At 72.4% G+C, this 16991-nt stretch carries 14 protein-coding genes; 7 read left to right on the top strand and 7 right to left on the bottom strand.

Annotation, left to right across the window (positions count from 1 at the left end; genetic code table 11):
• Positions 1 to 2: 2 nt before the first annotated feature.
• From AC3EUJ_RS02300 to AC3EUJ_RS02285, 4 genes are all read right to left on the bottom strand, one after another.
• Complete coding sequence (locus AC3EUJ_RS02300) at positions 3 to 833, bottom strand: aldose epimerase family protein (protein ID WP_431959145.1); 831 nt, start codon at positions 831 to 833, stop codon at positions 3 to 5.
• 10 nt (positions 834 to 843) lie between these two features.
• The gene (locus tag AC3EUJ_RS02295) at positions 844 to 1722 is read right to left on the bottom strand and encodes an SRPBCC domain-containing protein (protein ID WP_431959144.1); all 879 of its coding nucleotides are present in this window, start codon (positions 1720 to 1722) and stop codon (positions 844 to 846) included.
• A gap of 57 nt (positions 1723 to 1779) precedes the next feature.
• Positions 1780 to 3348 carry a polyamine aminopropyltransferase gene (locus AC3EUJ_RS02290; RefSeq protein ID WP_431959143.1) on the bottom strand — a complete coding sequence of 523 codons (1569 nt, stop codon included), beginning with the start codon at positions 3346 to 3348 and terminating at the stop codon, positions 1780 to 1782.
• A gap of 109 nt (positions 3349 to 3457) precedes the next feature.
• Positions 3458 to 3994: a DUF2617 family protein gene (locus AC3EUJ_RS02285; RefSeq protein ID WP_431959142.1), complete on the bottom strand. Its 537-nt coding sequence runs from the start codon at positions 3992 to 3994 to the stop codon at positions 3458 to 3460.
• 1311 nt (positions 3995 to 5305) lie between these two features.
• On the opposite strand from AC3EUJ_RS02285, the gene AC3EUJ_RS02280 reads away from it, so the two are divergent.
• Positions 5306 to 6472: a pyridoxal phosphate-dependent aminotransferase gene (locus AC3EUJ_RS02280; RefSeq protein WP_431959141.1), complete on the top strand. Its 1167-nt coding sequence runs from the start codon at positions 5306 to 5308 to the stop codon at positions 6470 to 6472.
• 248 nt (positions 6473 to 6720) lie between these two features.
• Here the strand turns inward: AC3EUJ_RS02280 and AC3EUJ_RS02275 are convergent, their stop codons facing one another.
• Positions 6721 to 7245, bottom strand: a complete 525-nt coding sequence (locus tag AC3EUJ_RS02275; RefSeq protein WP_431959140.1) for a YbjN domain-containing protein — start codon at positions 7243 to 7245, stop codon at positions 6721 to 6723.
• A gap of 104 nt (positions 7246 to 7349) precedes the next feature.
• Complete coding sequence (gene clpB, locus AC3EUJ_RS02270; RefSeq protein ID WP_431959139.1) at positions 7350 to 9947, bottom strand: ATP-dependent chaperone ClpB; 2598 nt, start codon at positions 9945 to 9947, stop codon at positions 7350 to 7352.
• A 172-nt stretch (positions 9948 to 10119) separates the two neighbouring features.
• Between clpB and AC3EUJ_RS02265 the strand changes: the two genes are divergently transcribed.
• The 5 genes from AC3EUJ_RS02265 (at position 10120) to AC3EUJ_RS02245 (ending at position 14329) form a co-directional block, all read left to right on the top strand.
• The gene (locus AC3EUJ_RS02265; RefSeq protein ID WP_431959138.1) at positions 10120 to 10524 is read left to right on the top strand and encodes a pyridoxamine 5'-phosphate oxidase family protein; all 405 of its coding nucleotides are present in this window, start codon (positions 10120 to 10122) and stop codon (positions 10522 to 10524) included.
• Positions 10525 to 10662: 138 nt separating this feature from the next.
• Positions 10663 to 12258 (top strand): Hsp70 family protein, encoded by a 1596-nt coding sequence (locus AC3EUJ_RS02260; RefSeq protein ID WP_431959137.1) that lies wholly within the window; start codon positions 10663 to 10665, stop codon positions 12256 to 12258.
• A 22-nt stretch (positions 12259 to 12280) separates the two neighbouring features.
• Positions 12281 to 13420 carry a tetratricopeptide repeat protein gene (locus AC3EUJ_RS02255; protein ID WP_431959136.1) on the top strand — a complete coding sequence of 380 codons (1140 nt, stop codon included), beginning with the start codon at positions 12281 to 12283 and terminating at the stop codon, positions 13418 to 13420.
• Positions 13417 to 14016 carry a nucleotide exchange factor GrpE gene (gene grpE, locus AC3EUJ_RS02250; protein WP_431959134.1) on the top strand — a complete coding sequence of 200 codons (600 nt, stop codon included), beginning with the start codon at positions 13417 to 13419 and terminating at the stop codon, positions 14014 to 14016. The genes AC3EUJ_RS02255 and grpE overlap by 4 nt, the downstream gene beginning before the upstream one ends.
• A 16-nt stretch (positions 14017 to 14032) precedes the next feature.
• Positions 14033 to 14329 carry an NIPSNAP family protein gene (locus AC3EUJ_RS02245; RefSeq protein WP_431959132.1) on the top strand — a complete coding sequence of 99 codons (297 nt, stop codon included), beginning with the start codon at positions 14033 to 14035 and terminating at the stop codon, positions 14327 to 14329.
• On the opposite strand, the gene AC3EUJ_RS02240 is transcribed toward AC3EUJ_RS02245, so the two are convergent.
• On the bottom strand, positions 14287 to 14751 hold the full coding sequence (locus AC3EUJ_RS02240) for a hypothetical protein (RefSeq protein ID WP_431959131.1): 465 nt from the start codon (positions 14749 to 14751) through the stop codon (positions 14287 to 14289). The genes AC3EUJ_RS02245 and AC3EUJ_RS02240 overlap by 43 nt on opposite strands.
• A gap of 163 nt (positions 14752 to 14914) precedes the next feature.
• Here AC3EUJ_RS02240 and AC3EUJ_RS02235 point away from each other — a divergent pair, with 163 nt between their 5' ends.
• The gene (locus AC3EUJ_RS02235) at positions 14915 to 16936 is read left to right on the top strand and encodes a PA14 domain-containing protein (protein WP_431959130.1); all 2022 of its coding nucleotides are present in this window, start codon (positions 14915 to 14917) and stop codon (positions 16934 to 16936) included.
• Positions 16937 to 16991: the final 55 nt, after the last annotated feature.

The following is a 16991-nucleotide window of genomic DNA, read 5'->3' as shown; positions in this document are numbered from 1 at the left end:
GCCTAGCCCAGGGGCTCCCAGGCCCAGGTCGCGCGCATCTCCAGCGGGTCGATGGGGGTGACCAGACGCGGTGCGGTGTTCAGCCCGTTGGGGGGACCCGACTGCGGCTCCACGCAGATGGCGGGGGGCTGTTCGTCGTAGACGACCACCCACTGCGCGGGGCTGGTGATCCGCAGCCGCAGCTCGCCCGGCCAGGTCAGGGTCACGTCCACGCCGTCCGGCATGCCGAAGCAGTCGTCCCAGGGGCGGGACCCCGGCTCCACCCGGCGGCCGGTGGGCAGGTGGTCGTCGCCGCGCTCCTCCATCCAGCCGGGGGTGAAGTCGATCAGCGCGTCCTGCCCGCCCCGGCCGAGGTTGCGCAGGAACCAGGGGTGCCAGCCGGCCTGCGCCGGGAAGGAGTCGTCCGTGGTCTCCACGCTCATCGTGAGGTCGAGGCGGTCCTCGGACAGCTCGAAGCGCTGGCTGACCCGGCCCTTGTACGGCCAGGGCTCGGCCAGGTCGTAGTAGAAGCAGGCACTGCCGACGGTGGCGCCCGGGGCCGCCTGCCAGGCGACGTGCCGGCCGGTGCCGTGGATGGCGTGCGGGCCCGCGTCCCGCGGCATCTGGTGCAGCACCCCGCCGTTGCGGAACTGCCCGTCCCGGGTGCGTCCGCACCACGGGACCATCGGGAAGGACCCGAAGTTGGGGCCCTGTCGCAGCAGTTCGACGCCGCCGACGGTCAGCGAGCCGACACGGCAGCCAAGATCCGGAAGGATCGTCAGCCGCGCCGGTCCGGCTTCGAGTCGGACAGCGTGCTCGTCGTCTCGCCCGTCGGGGGTCTCATCCGTGGCCACGGATGAGACCCTACGGGAACGAGCGCCTGCGCCGCCGCAGCACCCGCCCGGCGACCACCGCCGACAGCAGCAGCGCGGCCGCGGCCGGCGCGTACCGGCGCAGCGACGCGGTCGCGGCGCCGCTCTGCGGCGCGGGCACCGGGGCGTAGCGGCCGCGCGGCGGGGCGTGGTCGACCTCCTCGGCGCTGCGGCCGATCAGGGTGCGGCGGGCGTGCGCGGCCTCGGCGGGCAGGTCGATCCCGGCCGGGTCCCCGGGGACGGCGGCCGCCGCCTCCCCGGAGGGCACCGCACCGCCGGCCGCCGCGTCGTCCGCGTCCTCCGCGTCCTCCGGCCCGGGGAGTTCCCGCGGCTCCTGGGCGTCGTGCCCGGCGAACTCGTCGAGCTGGGCGGGCAGGTCGTCGGCGAGGTCCTCGACGTCGGCGTCCTGCGCGGACGGCTCGGGCGCTCCGGCGGGCGCGTTCTCCTCCAGGTCGGAGGTGAGCGTGGCGACGAAACGGTCCAGCAGGCGGTGGCCCGTGGAGGTGACCGTCGCCTCCTCGTACTCGCCGAGCCGTCCGTCGGCCTGCACGGTGCCGGTGAAGGTCAGCAGCGCTCCGCCCGAGACGGCGTCCACGCCGAGTTCCAGCGCCAGTTTGACGGTGCCCGCGCCGCGTGCCTCCACCGCCTCGCCCTCGACGGTCAGCCCGCCGCCGCGCGGGACCAGCCGCAGCGTGCCCCGGTAGGTGATGGTCGAGCCGCCGATCCGGAGCCTCAGCCGGCCGGCGAGCCCCTCCTCGGCGCCGGCGTCCCGCTGGAGGCCGGGCACGCAGCGCGCCACGCGCTCAAGGTCGGCGAGGGACCGGCGAATGGTTTCGGCCGGAAACGGAACGAACACCTCATGCGGCTCCATGCCGCGAGCCTAATCCGCCGGACGGCCCTTCGGTGCCGATTCGCCGCCGGTGCGCCCTCACCCGGAACGCGGATGCATCAGCGTCGACGGCGGCAGGCCCCGCAGCGGGGCCCGCGCCGCGCGCCGGGCCGCCGAAGCGAGCACGCCGGGGGACAGCGACCGCAGCCGAGGCACGTCCACCGCCAGGCGCAGGCCCGGGACCCGCCGCCGGGCGGCGAGGACGAACCCCCAGTCCTCGCCGCCGCGGCCGGTGCCGATCCAGTAGTCGGCGGTGCGCAGCCCGGCCGCCCGTACCGTCGCGTCGACCGTCCAGAAGCCGCGCCGGGCGGCGCCGGGCGCCCCCGCGTGCACCGCGAGCCGCCCGCCCGGGGCGAGCGCGCGCCCGGCCAGCACGTAGAACTCCTGCGAATACAGCTTCGCGCTGCGCGAGACCCCCGGGTCGGGGAGGTCGGCGAGCACGACGTCGTACCCGCCGGGCGCCCCTTGCGACCGCTCCTGCCGCAGCCAGTCGAAGACGTCCGAGGCGGTCACCCGGACCCGGGGGTCGCGATAGGCGTGCCGGTTGAGCCGGGCCAGCGCGGGGTCGTCCCGTGCCAGGGCGACCAGCCGGGCGTCGGGGTCGACGAGCGTCACCGAGCCGACCTCCGGGTAGCGCAGCACCTCGCGCAGTGCGAGCCCGTCGCCGCCGCCGAGGATCAGCACCCGGCGATGCCGGCCCGCCATGGCGGGGTGCACCAGCGCCTCGTGGTAGCGGTACTCGTCCCGGCCGCGCACCCGCAGCCGGCCGTCGAGGAAGAGCTGCAGCGGCGCCGCGGTGAGCACGACCTCCTGGACGGCGGTCTGCTCGGCGAGCCGTACGTCGCCGCCGTACACGGCCTGCCGGGCGGCCCGTTCGAAGGGCCCGGCGGCCCAGGCCGCGCCCGCGAGCACCGCGAGAACCACCACGTTGGCGGCGAGCAGCCGGACACGGGCCCGTGGAGTGACGTCACTGCGGAAGAGCCAGAGCACGATGGCGCCGCCCGCCACGGCATTGACCGCGCCCGTGACGAGCGCCCCGGTCAGCTGGCCGTAACGGGGCAGCAGGAGGAAGGGGAAGGCCAGCCCACCGACCAGCGCGCCCACGTAGTCCGCGGCGAAGAGGTCGGCGACGGCTCCGCCCGCGTCCTGTCGGCGGATCCGCTGGATCAGCGTCATCAGCAGCGGGATCTCGGCGCCGATCAGCACACCGATGGCGAAGGCGAAGACCGCCATCGCGGGCCGGGACTGGCCGAACCAGGCGAAGCTGGCGTACAGCGCCATCACCGAGAGCCCGCCGACCAGCGCCAGCGCGATCTCGACGGCGGCGAAACCGATGGCCGGCGCGCAGCTGAGCCGCTTGGCCAGCAGCGAGCCGACGCCCATGGCGAAGACCATCACGGACACCACGACCGACGCCTGGGTCACGGAGTCGCCGACCAGGTACGAGGCGAGGGCGACCAGTTCGAGCTCGTACACCAGGCCGCAGGCGGCGCAGACGAAGACCGCGGCCAGGACCAGCGCCCTGGCCGCGGCCACCGGGACGGGGAGCCGCAGCCGGCAGACGCGCGGGGCTGCCCGGGCCGTACGGGAGGTGGACTGGTCGATCATGCCTGCACGCTATGTCAGGTATATGGCGGTCCACGTCACCCGCAGGGGTGCAATTCGTGGCACTTGGCGGCGCGTTGACGCCGTGCCGGCCACGGGTGTACCACCGCGCTCACGACTGTGCGCTGAGCGTCGAACGGGTCGCCACCAGGCGTCCTTCCTGGGGGTACGCGTGCCAGGTGCGCCACAGGACGCTGCCGCCGCGGTACTGCACGAGCATCGCGGTGAAGGCGTGCGGATCGCCCGGGAACGTCCCCGCCAGGCCATTGGGGTGATCGGCCACCAGGGCGAGCAGCTCCTGCGCCCGTCCGGCGAAGCTCCCCCGGGAGAGCGTCTCGATCCGCGCCGCGAACTCGTAGTCCCAGCCGGCGATGCGCCGCGCCACACCGAACGGCAGCGGCGCGCTGCTGCCCGGCATGCATGCCACGGTCTCCGAGCAGCGGCCCCGCGGCGAGTCCAGGATCACCTGGTGGGAGGCGCCGAGCAGCCGCAACCGGACCCGCACGCGGGGCGCCGCGGGCACGCCGGCGCCGGCTCCCGGGAGCTCGCGGTCGAGTACGGCGAGCGCCGGCAGTTCGTCCTTCCCCAGACACCAGGCCAGGTCGCCGGCTCGGGTGTCGGTGTAGGCGGTCTGAAGCGTGGTGAGCATGAAGTCGGCTCCGCAGGCACATCGCGAGCAAGCGAGGGAAGGTCACGGGCATGGGGGGAGAGGACGCGCCGGCCCGCGCCGGTGGGGGATGACGTCCGTCGGCTCGTGCCCATGAGGCGTCGGTGAATACGCAATCATGAATGGCGCGTCGCCTTCAGCGTTTTTACCCATCTCCACCCCCTTTGCATCCCCAGGGGCCCGGACGGGTTCAGGTGTTCACTACAAATGCGCCCGACGGGTGACTGACCCACCGGGCGCATATGCGATTCGGCATGGGCAATAAGCAATTTCGTATCGTCAGCTTCCGCCGCCGCAGCCCCCACCGCCACCGCCGCAGGAGCTCCCCCCGCCGCAGGAGCTCCCGCCGCCGCAGGAACTGCCCCCGCCGCAGGAGCTCCCGCCGCCGCAGGAGTGGTGGCTCCCCCCGTCGCTTCCCCCGTGGTGGCTGCCTCCCCCGTGGTGGCCGCCTCCCCCGCCGCTGGAGCCCGCGTCCCCGGCCCACCAGCTCGCCCCGGCGCCCCCGGCGGAGCTGTACGAGTGCCGCCGGCGGTTCCGTCGGCCACCCTTCCTCGCCGTCAGGACGACGAGCCCCACTATCGCGCCGAAGACGAGCAATACGACCAACCCGCTCATCGTTCCCACCCCCGCTTTCCGTGCTTTCCGTTGTGCGACGGTGATGCCCCGCCCACCGCGGCCGAAAGCAAAGTTGAGGAAGTCCAGAGGGTTCTCACGGGGTAACGTCCCCTGCCCGGGACAGAAGGGCGGTTCAAGGGCCGCCCGGGACCGGGGTCCTCCCACCGATTGCTCAGGCTCCGAGGTGTCCCCCGTCGCCGACGCCGAGGAGGGGGAGCATGAGCCGACGTCCGACGGCGGTGGGCAGGCACCACCGCTCGGCACGCCGCTTTCGGTCCTCCGAGCCCTGGCGGGCGGCGCGGCGGATAGTGGACACGGCCAGGGCCAGGGCTGCCATGGCCCCGGCGAGCCCGGTCCCGAGGAGGACGCCGGCGAGTACGGCGCCGTCGGCCAGGGCGAACGGAAGCGCGACCCCGAGACAGAGACCGCGGGCACTGCCCGCAGCCCTCCGAGAAGGATGCGCCTCGATGCGCACCGATCCCGGGTGGGTGACCGCGCCGGTGAGCGGGAAACGGCCCCTGACCTGAACAGAAGCGCAGTTCAGGGGCCACCCGTGCACGTGGCCACGAGGCCGCCTCGACTCCCCGCGATACCGCAACCGCGCGAGGCGGCGACCGGCCATGCGTCAGGATGATCCCCGCAGAACCCATGGGGACCCCCAGTGAGGACGGTGGAGACGTGAACGCCAGGCCACTGCTGAACCGAAGGCTGGACGGACTCGGGACGACGATCTTCGCGGAGATGTCCGCGCTGGCGACCTCGACGGGCGCGATCAACCTGGGCCAGGGCTTTCCCGACACCGACGGTCCCGAGGAGATCCGCGAGGCCGCTGTCCGCGCCCTGCGCGACGGGCGCGGCAACCAGTACCCACCAGGCCCCGGTATCCCCGAACTGCGCTCCGCGATCTGCGACCACCAACGCCGCTTCTACGACCTGAGCTTCGACCCGGACACCGAGGTCCTGGTCACCGCGGGCGCGACCGAGGCCATCGCCGCCGCCATGCTGGCGCTTCTGGAGCCGGGCGACGAGGTCATCGCGTTCGAGCCCTTCTACGACTCCTACGCCGCCTGCATCGCGATGGCCGGCGCGAAGCGCGTACCGCTCACCCTGCGTGCCCCGTCCTTCCGCCCGGATCTGGACGAACTGCGGGCCAAGATCACCCCGCGGACCCGCATCCTTCTCCTCAACACTCCGCACAACCCGACCGGGATGGTCCTCACCACCGAAGAGCAGAGCGCCGTCGCCGCGATCGCCGTCGAACACGACCTGCTCGTCGTCACCGACGAGGTGTACGAGCACCTCGTCTACGAAGGCGTCCACCGCCCTATCGCCGCTCTGCCCGGCATGCGCGAGCGCACCGTTTCCATCTCCTCGGCCGGCAAGACCTTCTCCTTCACCGGATGGAAGGTCGGCTGGGTGACCGCCTCCCCGGAGCTGACCAGCGCCGTCCGCTCGGCCAAGCAGTACCTGACGTACGTCTCCGCGGGCCCCTTCCAGTACGCGGTCGCGGAGGCACTGCGCCTGCCCGACAGCTACTACGACGGCTTCCGCGCCGACATGCGGACCAAGCGCGAACTGCTCGCGGGCGGCCTGGAGGAGGCGGGTTTCAAGGTCTTCCGCCCGGCCGGCACCTACTTCATCACCACCGACATCCGCCCGCTCGGCGAGACCGACGGCTTCGCCTTCTGCCGCGCCCTGCCCGAGCGGTGCGGGGTGGTGGCCATCCCCAACGCGGTCTTCTACGACCACCGCGAGGCGGGCGCGCCCTTTGTCCGCTTCGCGTTCTGCAAGCGCACAGGCGTACTGGAGGAGGCGGCCTCCCGACTCAAGACGCTGGCCGCCTGACAGCCACATACGTACCAGCGAACGTACCGGCCACACGGCCTGGTTGCTCCGAGCCGCCGCGCGTCCGCACCGCGCTCCCGGAGCGCGCCGAGGCCGCCGTCTCCGCAGCCCCTGGCTGCTGCCCCGACCAGGAACGCGGGGAGCGGAGCACGGCAGCCCGCCCGCGCACGCCCGCTCATCGGCGGTCGCGTGGCGGACGGGCTGTACGGGATGCCTTCGTAGGGTCCGTGCAGGCCGTGCGGCCGGGCTCAGTCCTCGCCGTCGTCGTCCGTGGACTCCGCGTCCTTCTCCAGCCCGAGGGCCTCGAGGACCCACTTCTCGAACTCGATGGAGGCCCGGACCCAGCTGACGGTACTGGAGACGAAGTGCTCCAGGCCGACGCCGAGACCGATCAGCATCTGGGCCTCACCGATCAGACGGACCGTGCCGTCGTCGTGAGTGTGGGTGTAGACCTTCGGCCACAGGGTGCGACGGTTCCAGTCGTCGATCGCCTCGTGCAGCTGAGGCTTGTCCTCAATGCTGTACGGCCGGTCGTAGAAAGTGCGGACCGCGAAGATCTGCTGGTCCTCCTCACCCCGGAACATGAAGTAGGTGCGGAACTCCTCCCACGGCGCGGCGAGGTCGCCCTCCTCGTCGACGACGTACTTGAGCTCCATCTGCTCCAGCAGTTGCTTGACCAGATCCTGGTCAGGAATGACCACGTTCCCGGCAGGGCCGGGCTGGGGGTCCGGCTGGCCCCCGAAATTCGGAATCGAGGACGGGTCGATGCTCACCTTGGAGTTCCCTTCGTACGGATAACCCCATCCTCCCTCACCGCGGGCCGCGCCGTGCAAGCGCGGCCCGCGGTGCCCCGTTCGCGTCGCGTTCCCGACGGGACTCAGAGGGTCTTGCCGGTGGTGGCGCCGACCAGCAGCTGGTCACCGACCCTGTCGACCCGCACCGTGTCGCCGTCCCTGACCTCGCCGGCCAGGATCTCCCGGGCCAGCTGGTCGCCGATGGCGGTCTGCACCAGGCGGCGCAGCGGACGGGCACCGTAGGCGGGGTCGTTGCCCTCCTCGGCGAGCCAGTCCAGGGCCTCGTCGGTGACGTCGAGGGCGATCCGCCGGTCGCGCAGCCGGACCGCCAGCCGGTCGGTCTGCAGCCGGGCGATCCGGCGCAGCTCGTCCTTGTTCAGGGCGCTGAAGACCACGATGTCGTCGAGCCGGTTGAGGAACTCGGGCTTGAAGGACGCCCGCACCGTCTCCAGCACGCTCTCCTTCTTCTCCGCCTCGCTGAGCACCGGGTCGACCAGGTACTGACTGCCGAGGTTGGAGGTGAGGATGAGGATGGCGTTGCGGAAGTCGACCGTACGGCCCTGGCCGTCGGTGAGCCGGCCGTCGTCGAGCACCTGGAGCAGGACGTCGAAGACCTCGGGGTGGGCCTTCTCCACCTCGTCCAGCAGCACCACGGAGTACGGGCGGCGGCGCACCGCCTCGGTCAGCTGACCGCCCTCCTCGTAGCCGACGTAGCCGGGAGGGGCACCGACCAGGCGGGCCACGGAGTGCTTCTCGCCGTACTCGCTCATGTCGATGCGGACCATGGCCCGCTCGTCGTCGAAGAGGAAGTCCGCGAGCGCCTTGGCCAGCTCGGTCTTGCCGACACCGGTCGGGCCGAGGAAGAGGAAGGAACCGGTGGGACGGTCGGGGTCGGCGATGCCGGAGCGCGAGCGGCGCACCGCGTCGGACACCGAGCGCACGGCCTCGCCCTGGCCGATCAGGCGCTTGCCGATCTCCTCCTCCATGCGCAGCAGCTTCTGGGTCTCGCCCTCCATCAGGCGGCCGGCGGGGATGCCGGTCCAGGCGGCGACCACGTCGGCGACGTCGTCCGGGCCGACCTCCTCCTTGACCATGGTGCCCCGCTTGGCGACCTCCTCGGCCTCGGTGGCCTCGGCGAGCTCCGCCTCCAGCTTCGGCTTCTCGCCGTACAGCAACTTGGACGCGGCCTCGAAGTCGCCGTCGCGCTGGGCGCGCTCGATCCGGGTGGTCAGGTCGTCCAGGCGCTCCTTGAGCTCGCCGACCCGGTTCAGGCCCTCCTTCTCCTTCTGCCAGCGGGCGGTGAGGCCGCGCAGCTCCTCGTCCCTGTCGGCGAGGTCCTTGCGCAGCTTCTCCAGGCGCTGCTTGGAGGCCTCGTCGGTCTCCTTCTCGAGCGCCATCTCCTCCATGCGCAGACGGTCGACGGAGCGCTGCAGCTCGTCGATCTCGACGGGCGAGGAGTCGATCTCCATGCGCAGCCGGGAGGCCGACTCGTCGACCAGGTCGATGGCCTTGTCGGGCAGGAAGCGGGCGGTGATGTAGCGGTCGGACAGGGTCGCGGCCGCGACCAGCGCGGCGTCGGCGATCTGCACCTTGTGGTGCGCCTCGTAGCGTCCCTTCAGGCCGCGCAGGATCGCGATGGTGTCCTCGACGCTCGGCTCGGCCACCAGCACCTGCTGGAATCGGCGCTCCAGGGCCGGGTCCTTCTCGATCCGCTCGCGGTACTCGTCGAGAGTGGTCGCGCCGACCATGCGCAGCTCGCCGCGGGCCAGCATCGGCTTGAGCATGTTGCCCGCGTCCATGGCGGAGTCGCCGCCGGCGCCCGCACCGACCACGGTGTGCAGCTCGTCGATGAAGGTGATGATCCGGCCGTCGCTGGCCTTGATCTCCGCCAGCACGGCCTTCAGCCGCTCCTCGAACTCGCCCCGGTACTTGGCTCCGGCGACCATCGCGCCCAGGTCCAGGGCGACCAGGCGCTTGTTGCGCAGGCTCTCGGGTACGTCGCCCTTGACGATGCGCTGGGCCAGGCCCTCGACGACGGCGGTCTTGCCGACGCCGGGCTCGCCGATGAGCACCGGGTTGTTCTTGGTCCGCCGGGACAGGACCTGCACCACGCGCCGGATCTCGTTGTCCCGGCCGATCACCGGGTCGAGCTTGCCCTCCCGGGCCGCCGCGGTGAAGTCCGTGCCGTACTTCTCCAGCGCCTTGTACGTGCCCTCGGGGTCGGGTGTCGTCACGCGCTGACCTCCCCTGATCTGCTCGAAGGCGTCCTGCAGCCTGCTGCCGGTCGCACCGTACTCCTTCAGTAGCTCACCGGCCGGTCCGCCCTTGAGGGCGATGCCGATGAGCAGGTGCTCGGTGGACACGTACGCGTCCCCGAGTTCCTTCGCCCGCCCCGCCGCGTCGGCGATCACGGCGAGCAGTTCCCGGTTCGCCTGCGGCGGCGCCACCGTGCTGCCCTGCACGCTGGGCAGTCCGCCCAGCAGGCGCTCGGCCCCGGACCGCACGGCGGCAGCGTCCGCGCCGGTGGCCGCGAGGACGTCCAGCACGCTGTCGTTCTCCGGCTGCTCCAGCAGCGCCAGCAGCAGGTGCGCGGGGGTCAGATCCGCATGCCCGGTCGAGACCGCCTTGGTGTTGGCGGCGTTCAGGGCCTCCCGGCTCTTGTTGGTCAGCTCGGCGTCCACGTTCGCGTACTCCTCCTTCTCGACCCACCATCGAAGCTGCTTTTTCCAGCGTAAGACAAGTTGAGTCTATTCCACTCAAGGTTGGTTTCCAAGGCGGAGGCCCGGCGTGCGGCGCCCTGCCCACGGGTACGGCCCCGCCGCACCCGCCACTCACCCGGGTACGGTCGGTTCCATGGCCATCGACCCCCGCAGCCCCGGACCCGGCTACCTCGCCTTCTGGCGGGAGTACCTCATGAGCACCCTCACCACCCACCGCCCCGACGGCACGCCGCACGTCGTGCCGGTCGGCGTGACGTACGACCCGGAGGCCGGGCTGGCCCGGGTGATCACCAACAAGGCGAGCCGCAAGGTCGCCCACGTGCTGGCGGCCGGGCCGGAGGGCGCCCGGGTCGCGGTGTGCCAGGTCGACAAGGGGCGGTGGGCGACGCTGGAGGGGGTGGCCCGGATCAACACCGACCCGGACGCCGTCGCCGACGCGGTGCGGCGCTACGCCGAACGCTACGGCCGCACCCCCGCCCCCAACCCGGACCGGGTGGTCGTCGAGATCACGCTCACCCGCGCCATGGGCCGCGCCTGACCGGCCGCTCCGGCCGGCACCCGGTCCGGGCCCGGGCCCCGCGGCCCTGCCCATCCCACCCCCGAAACACCCCTGCGTGCTGCATGATTGACGCTCCGGCAGATTCGGACGAGTACGGCTACGGGGAGGTGCCCGGCTGTGGCACGGGTTGTGGGAATCGATCTGGGCACGACGTACTCCGCGGTCGCGGTGGCGGACCGGACCGGCACCGCGTCCATCGTCCGCAACCGCGAGGGGGAGAACATCACCCCGTCCGTGGTGATGTTCCAGGGCGACGTCGTCGTCGTCGGCTCGCAGGCCAAGCGCTCCGCGGCCACCGCCCCGGACCACGTGGTGCAGTTCGTCAAGCGCTACATGGGCGAGCCCACCCCCGTCTACACCTCGGAGTCCGGCACCCTCTTCCGCCCCGAGGAGATCTCCGCGCTGATCCTCAAGCGGCTCAAGGAGGACGCCGAGATGATGCTCGGCGAGCCCGTCGAGCGCGCCGTGATCACCGTCCCCGCCTACTTCGACGACGCGCGCCGCAAGGCCACCCAGGACGCCGGCCAAATCGCCGGCCTGGAGGTGCTGCGGATCGTCAACGAGCCGACCGCGGCGGCCCTCGCGTACGGCCTCGACCAGGACGAGGACCAGCGGGTGGGCACCGTCCTCGTCTACGACCTCGGCGGCGGCACCTTCGACGTCAGCGTGATGAAGGTCGAGGACGGAGAGTACGACGTCATCGCCACCGACGGCGACCGCAACCTCGGCGGCTTCGACTGGGACGGGGCGCTGATGGAACACCTCAACGGCGCCTTCATGGCGGCCGGCGGCCCCGACCTCACCGACGACACCGCCACCCTCGCCGAACTGCGCGACAAGGCGGAGATCGCCAAGCGCACCCTGTCCAACGCGCCGCAGGCGGTCGTCATGCTCTCGGCGGGCGGGCGGCACGAGCAGATCCGCATCACCCGCGAGAAGTTCGACGAGCTCACCGCCGAACTGCTGGACCGCACCCGCATCCTCACCGAGGGCGTCCTGGAGGAGTCCGGGCTCACCTGGGACGACATCGACAAGGTGCTGCTCGTCGGCGGTTCCACGCGGATGCCGCAGGTCCCCGCCCTGGTGGAGCGGCTGTCCGGGAAGACCGCGGAACGCGGTGTCAGCCAGGACGAGGTGGTGGCCCTGGGGGCCGCGCTGATCGCTCTGGACGCCGAGGTGCGCGCCGAACAGGCCGCGGAGCGCAAGAAGTACATCGGCAGCGGCGCCCACGTGGAGTCCGCCCCGGGCGACGGCTTGGCCCGGCTCACCAAGGGCAGGGTGAAGTCCATCAAGGACGTCACCTCGCAGTCCCTGGGCATGGTCGCCGTCCGCGACGACTCACCCCGCTCGCCGGAGTACAACGCGGTGATCATCCCGCACAACACCACGGTCCCCGCGAAGGAGAGCGACACCTTCTACACGATCCGGGAGCGCCAGACCGCGTTGCGGGTGCAGGTCACCGAGGGCGAGGGCGAGGACCTGGACTACGTCAAGCTCGTCGGCGAGAGCACCCTGAAGATCCCGCCCTACCCCAAGGGCGCGCCCTTCGAGGTGTACTACGCCTACGACGTGGACGGCATCATCCACGTCGAGGTCAAGGACCTGACCTCGGGCGAGTGGCTCGGCGAGTTCGAGGTCGAACGCCCGGACAACCTGGGCACCGGGGAACTGGAGGAACTGAGCGACCGCGTGTCACGCACCGCGGCCCTCTGACCGGAGCGGGAGCCGACGCCCCATGACCACCACCGATGTGCCCGACTACTACGCCGAGTTCGGGATCGGCACCGGCGACAGCGCCGAGGAGATCGGCAGGAAGCTCGACCGCGAGCACCGCAGCTGGGCGGGGAAGGCGAGCAAGGCCCCCACCGCCGACAAGCGGCGCGAGGCGGAGGACAAGGTGCGGCGGGTGCTGGAGGCCCGCAAGGCGCTCACCGACCCCTCCGCCCGCGCCCTGTACGACCAGCGGCTGGCCCGGTCCCGGAAGAAGAAACCGGAGGACCGGGAGCCGAGGACCGGCCGGCCCGCCCCCGGCGGCACCGTGCGCGACTGGGTGGGCATCGCCGAGCGGAACATCGAGGAGGGCGACCTCCGGGCCGCCGAGTACGAGCTCCGCCAGGCCGTGCACCATGACGACCGCAACGCCTACGCCTGGCGGCTGCTGGGCGCCGTCCACCAGGACCTCGGCGCCTACCAGGACGCCCTCCAGGAGCACCGCAGGGCCCTGCAGCTGAACCCGGACGACGCCGCGAACCACATCCAGATCGGCAATGTCCACACCGCGCTCGGCGACCACCACACGGCGCTGACCTGGTACATCAAGGCCGACGAACTGTCCCCGGGCGACCTGGCGACCGAACTAGCCGTCGGCGACGGCCTGTACGCCTCCTCCCGCTTCGACGAGGCGCTGAGCTGGTACGAGAAGGCCCTGGCGCACAGCCCGGGCCACACCGGGCTGCGCGACCAGATCAGCCGCATCTGGTCGCTGCGCGCCGAGAGCGCGATGATCACGCACCCGGTCAGCCGGCGGCTGGTCGTCGCCTCCGAGGAGGCCGCCCGGCGCGTCCTGCACTGCGTCGACCAGGGCCTGGCCGTGCGCCCGGCGGATCCGGACCTGGTGGGGCGGCTTGAGTTCTACCAGGGGCTCGCCGCCGAGTCCCTGGGCAAGACCTGGCGGTGGCACGCACGCATGCTCTGGGTCGTGGTCCCGGCCGTGGTGCTGCTGCTCACTCCGGTCAAGTCCTACGTCGTGTTCGTGGTGATCGCCGCCCTCGCGCTCATCGCGTGGATCGGCTTCAGACCGCGCTGGTGGCACACCCGCGTATCCCTCCCCCGGCACCTCCTCAACCAGCCGCAGCACTCCTGGAGCCGCGCATGAGCAGCCCGCCGCCTCAGCCGCCGCAGCCACCGCGGGTACCGCCCGTGCCGCCGCAGCCCCCCGCGCCGCCGGTGCCCCCGGAAGGCGCCGTCCCCGCTCCGCAGTGCGCGCCGGAGCCGGCGCCCGACCCGTTCGCCGTGGTGGCCGACGCCGTCGACGGACTGCGCGACGAAATGGCCGCCCTCGGCGACCAGTTCCGCCGCCGACTGCTCAACGACCGCGAGGGGCGGCGCGGTCTGGACGAACTGCGTGCCGAGCTCGACCACACCCGCAAGGCCGCCGAGGGCCGGCTGATGCAGCCGCTCCTGTACGACCTCGTCCTCCTCCTGGACCGCGTCGACCGCCACCCCGGCGCCGACGACGGCTTCGCCCACTCCGTCGGCGCCGAGCTGCTGACCGTCCTGGAGAAGTACGGCATGACCCGCATCCCGGTCGCCGCGGGGCGCTTCGACCCCGCCCTGCAGGAGGCCGTGGGCACCGTCCCCGCGCCGAGTCCGGAACTCGCCGGCGAGGTCGCCGAGGTCGTACGCCACGGCTATCGCATGGCGGACCGCGTCGTCCGCCCCCAGCAGGTCCGCGTGCACGCCGCCACCTGAACCGAGGAGCCCCGGATTGCCCAGGACCACACAGCTGCGCACGTACACCATCAAGCCGGAGATGCTCGACGCCTGGCTCGGCCTGTGGCACACGGAGATCGTGCCGCTGCGCCGTGCCCACGGCTTCGAGATCGGCCTGGCCTGGGTGGACCGCGAGCGCAGCCAGTTCGTCTGGCTGATCGCCTACGACGGCGAGGACGGCTTCGCCGCGGCCAACGCCCGCTACTGGAACAGCCCCGAACGCGAGCGGATGCCGCTGCAGCCCGAGGACTACCTCGTCGGGAGCGAGGTCCGCGACGTCGAACCGGCCTGAGCCGCCGCCCACATCACGGCCGCCACCCACACCGGCAGCCACACGGCCGCCACCAGGGCGCCCGCCCCGGCCGCCGCACCCGCCACGCCCATCTCCCGGCGCCGGGCCCACACCGACCCGGCGCCGCCCACCACGAGCAGCGCCGCCACCACCGGGACCGGCACCAGCCCCGCGTACCGCGGCACGCCCACGTCCCCGTACGCCGCCACGCCCACGCTCACCAGGACCAGCGCCATCAGCCCGGCGATCCACCACGGCCCCTCGCGCCGCGCGGCCAGCCGCAGCCCGGCCCACATCGCCACGGTCGCCAGTCCTACGTCCAGCCCCTCGGCGCCCCAGTCGGTCCCGAGCGGCACCGAGCCGGCCACCATCCCCAGGGCCAGCCCCACCACGATCCCGGCTCCGACGCCTCTGTGCGGCATACGAACCGTCTTCCCCACCGCGCGCTTCGCACCCCGCCCCGCCCCGCGGACCACCCCTTCGGCGGGGCCGCCGCCCGGGAACGGCACAGCATGATCACGGGCCCCCGCAAGGACTTGGCACAACCGTTCGACACCTGCCAGGCTCCTCCCCAGGGAGGGATCTTTGACCACGTCCACACGCGCCCGCGCCATCGCGCTCGCGTTCGCCACGACCGCCGCGGGCCTCGCCCTGCCCGCCGGCGCCGCACACGCGGCCACCACCTGCTCCACCGGGGTGTGGGTCGCGTCGTACTACGGCAACACCACCTTCAAGGGCACTCCGAAGAAGACCACCTGCGACACCTCGATCAACGAGAACTACGGCACCGGCGACCCCGCCGGCGTCACCCTGCCGAAGGACAACTTCGGCGTCCGCTGGAACCTCACACGGGACTTCGGCTCCGGCGGCCCCTTCACGTTCACCGCCGCCGCCCGCGACGGCATCCGCGTCTACCTCGACGGCAGCCGGAAGATCGACCTGTGGAAGGACGTCTCCACCACCCGGACCAAGACGCTCAACCTCACGGTCCCCAAGGGCAGGCACGCCCTCCGCGTCGACTTCGCCGCCTTCAAGGGCAGCGCCAACGTCAAGTTCACGTACGCGCCGCGCACGTCGGCGTCGGTGGACAAGACCAAGCCGCTGACGCCGACCGGGCTGAAGGCCCCGGCCAGCGGGCACGCGTTCGTCCTCTCGTGGACCAAGGGCGCGGAGATGGACCTCGCCGGGTACCGCGTCTACCGGCGCACGGGCACCGGCGCCTGGGCCCGGATCGGCGGCAGCGCGCTCGTGACCACGTCGTCCTACCGTGACGTGCCGGCCGCCACGGGGGCGAAGTACTCGTACGCGGTCACCTCCGTCGACAAGGCCGGCAACGCCTCCGCGATGTCGTCCGCGGTGACGGTCACCTCGATCGACGAACAGGCCCCGGCCGCGCCGACCGGCCTGAAGGCCGCGGTCACCGCCGACGGCAAGGGCTACGCCCTGACCTGGAACGCGGTATCGGACGCCAAGCAGTACCGGGTCTACCGGTCGACGTCGGCGGCGGACCCGTGGACGCAGATCGGCACCCCGTCGGCCGCGTCGTACACCGACACGACGGCCGCCGCCAAGACGACGTACTCGTACGCCGTCGCCGCGGTGGACGCCGCCGGCAACACCTCCGCGAAGTCCGCGTCCGCGGGCGCGGCCCCGCTGGTGATCCGGCCGGACGCACCCGGTGACGTGGCGGCGACCCCCCTCGAGAACCTCCTCGGTGTCAAGCTGACGTGGAGCCTCCCCAGCGCGCAGGCCGTCGGGACGTACACGGTGTACCGCTCGACCACCTCGCCGGTGGACCCGGCCACCGCGACCCCCGTCGGCTGCAGGGTCGATGACGAGGGCGACCTCGGCGCGGACCCGGTCCGGTACAGCTGCACCGACAACGGGTGGGTCCTGCAGCGCGGCGTGACCTACCACTACGCCGTCACGCAGACCGCCGACGGCGTCGCTTCGCTCCCCTCCAACGAGGTGACCTTCACGGTGCCCGGCGACGAGGAACCCCCGGCCGCGGTCACCGGACTGACCGCCGAGGCGACCGAGTACGGGGTGCGGCTGGACTGGGACCGCAACACCGAGCCGGACCTGGCCCGGTACACCGTCTACCGCGGCGAACTGGTCGAAACCGAGGAGGAACCGGTCTGCTACGGGCTCGAGTCTGCCTGGCTGGGACCGGACACCACCGAGTACCTCGGCGCCCGGCTGCCCGACGGCGAAACGGCCTGCTACTTCGTCGACGTCGTGGACACCTGGGGCAACTCCCGCTTCGAGTCGACCCATGAGGCCGATGTGGTGACCTTCACCGAACTCGACCTCACTCCGTCCGTCGCCACCCCCGATGACTCACCCGTCGCCGTGCAGGCCAAGGGCACGGACACCGGGGTCGATCTGTCGTGGGAGCCCGTGACGGCGGCCGTCGGTTACCGCGTCGAGCGCTGGAACCGGGAGGCGGGCGAGTACCAGGCGCTCACCGCGGAGGCCGTGACCGGCACCTCCTGGACCGACGCCACCGCCACCCGCGGTACCACCCACTTCTACCGGGTGACCGCGCTCTACGCGGACGGCACGGAGTCGCAGCCGGGCGGCGCCCACGCCATCCTGCTGCCGTAGCATCTCGGCGACACCGGGCGGGCCTTGCGATTATCGCAAGGTCCGCCTACCCTTT

This window comes from Actinacidiphila sp. bgisy160, from assembly GCF_057707815.1.
Note: the sequence above shows the minus strand (reverse complement) of the source record. Positions and strands in the feature narration are given on the sequence as shown.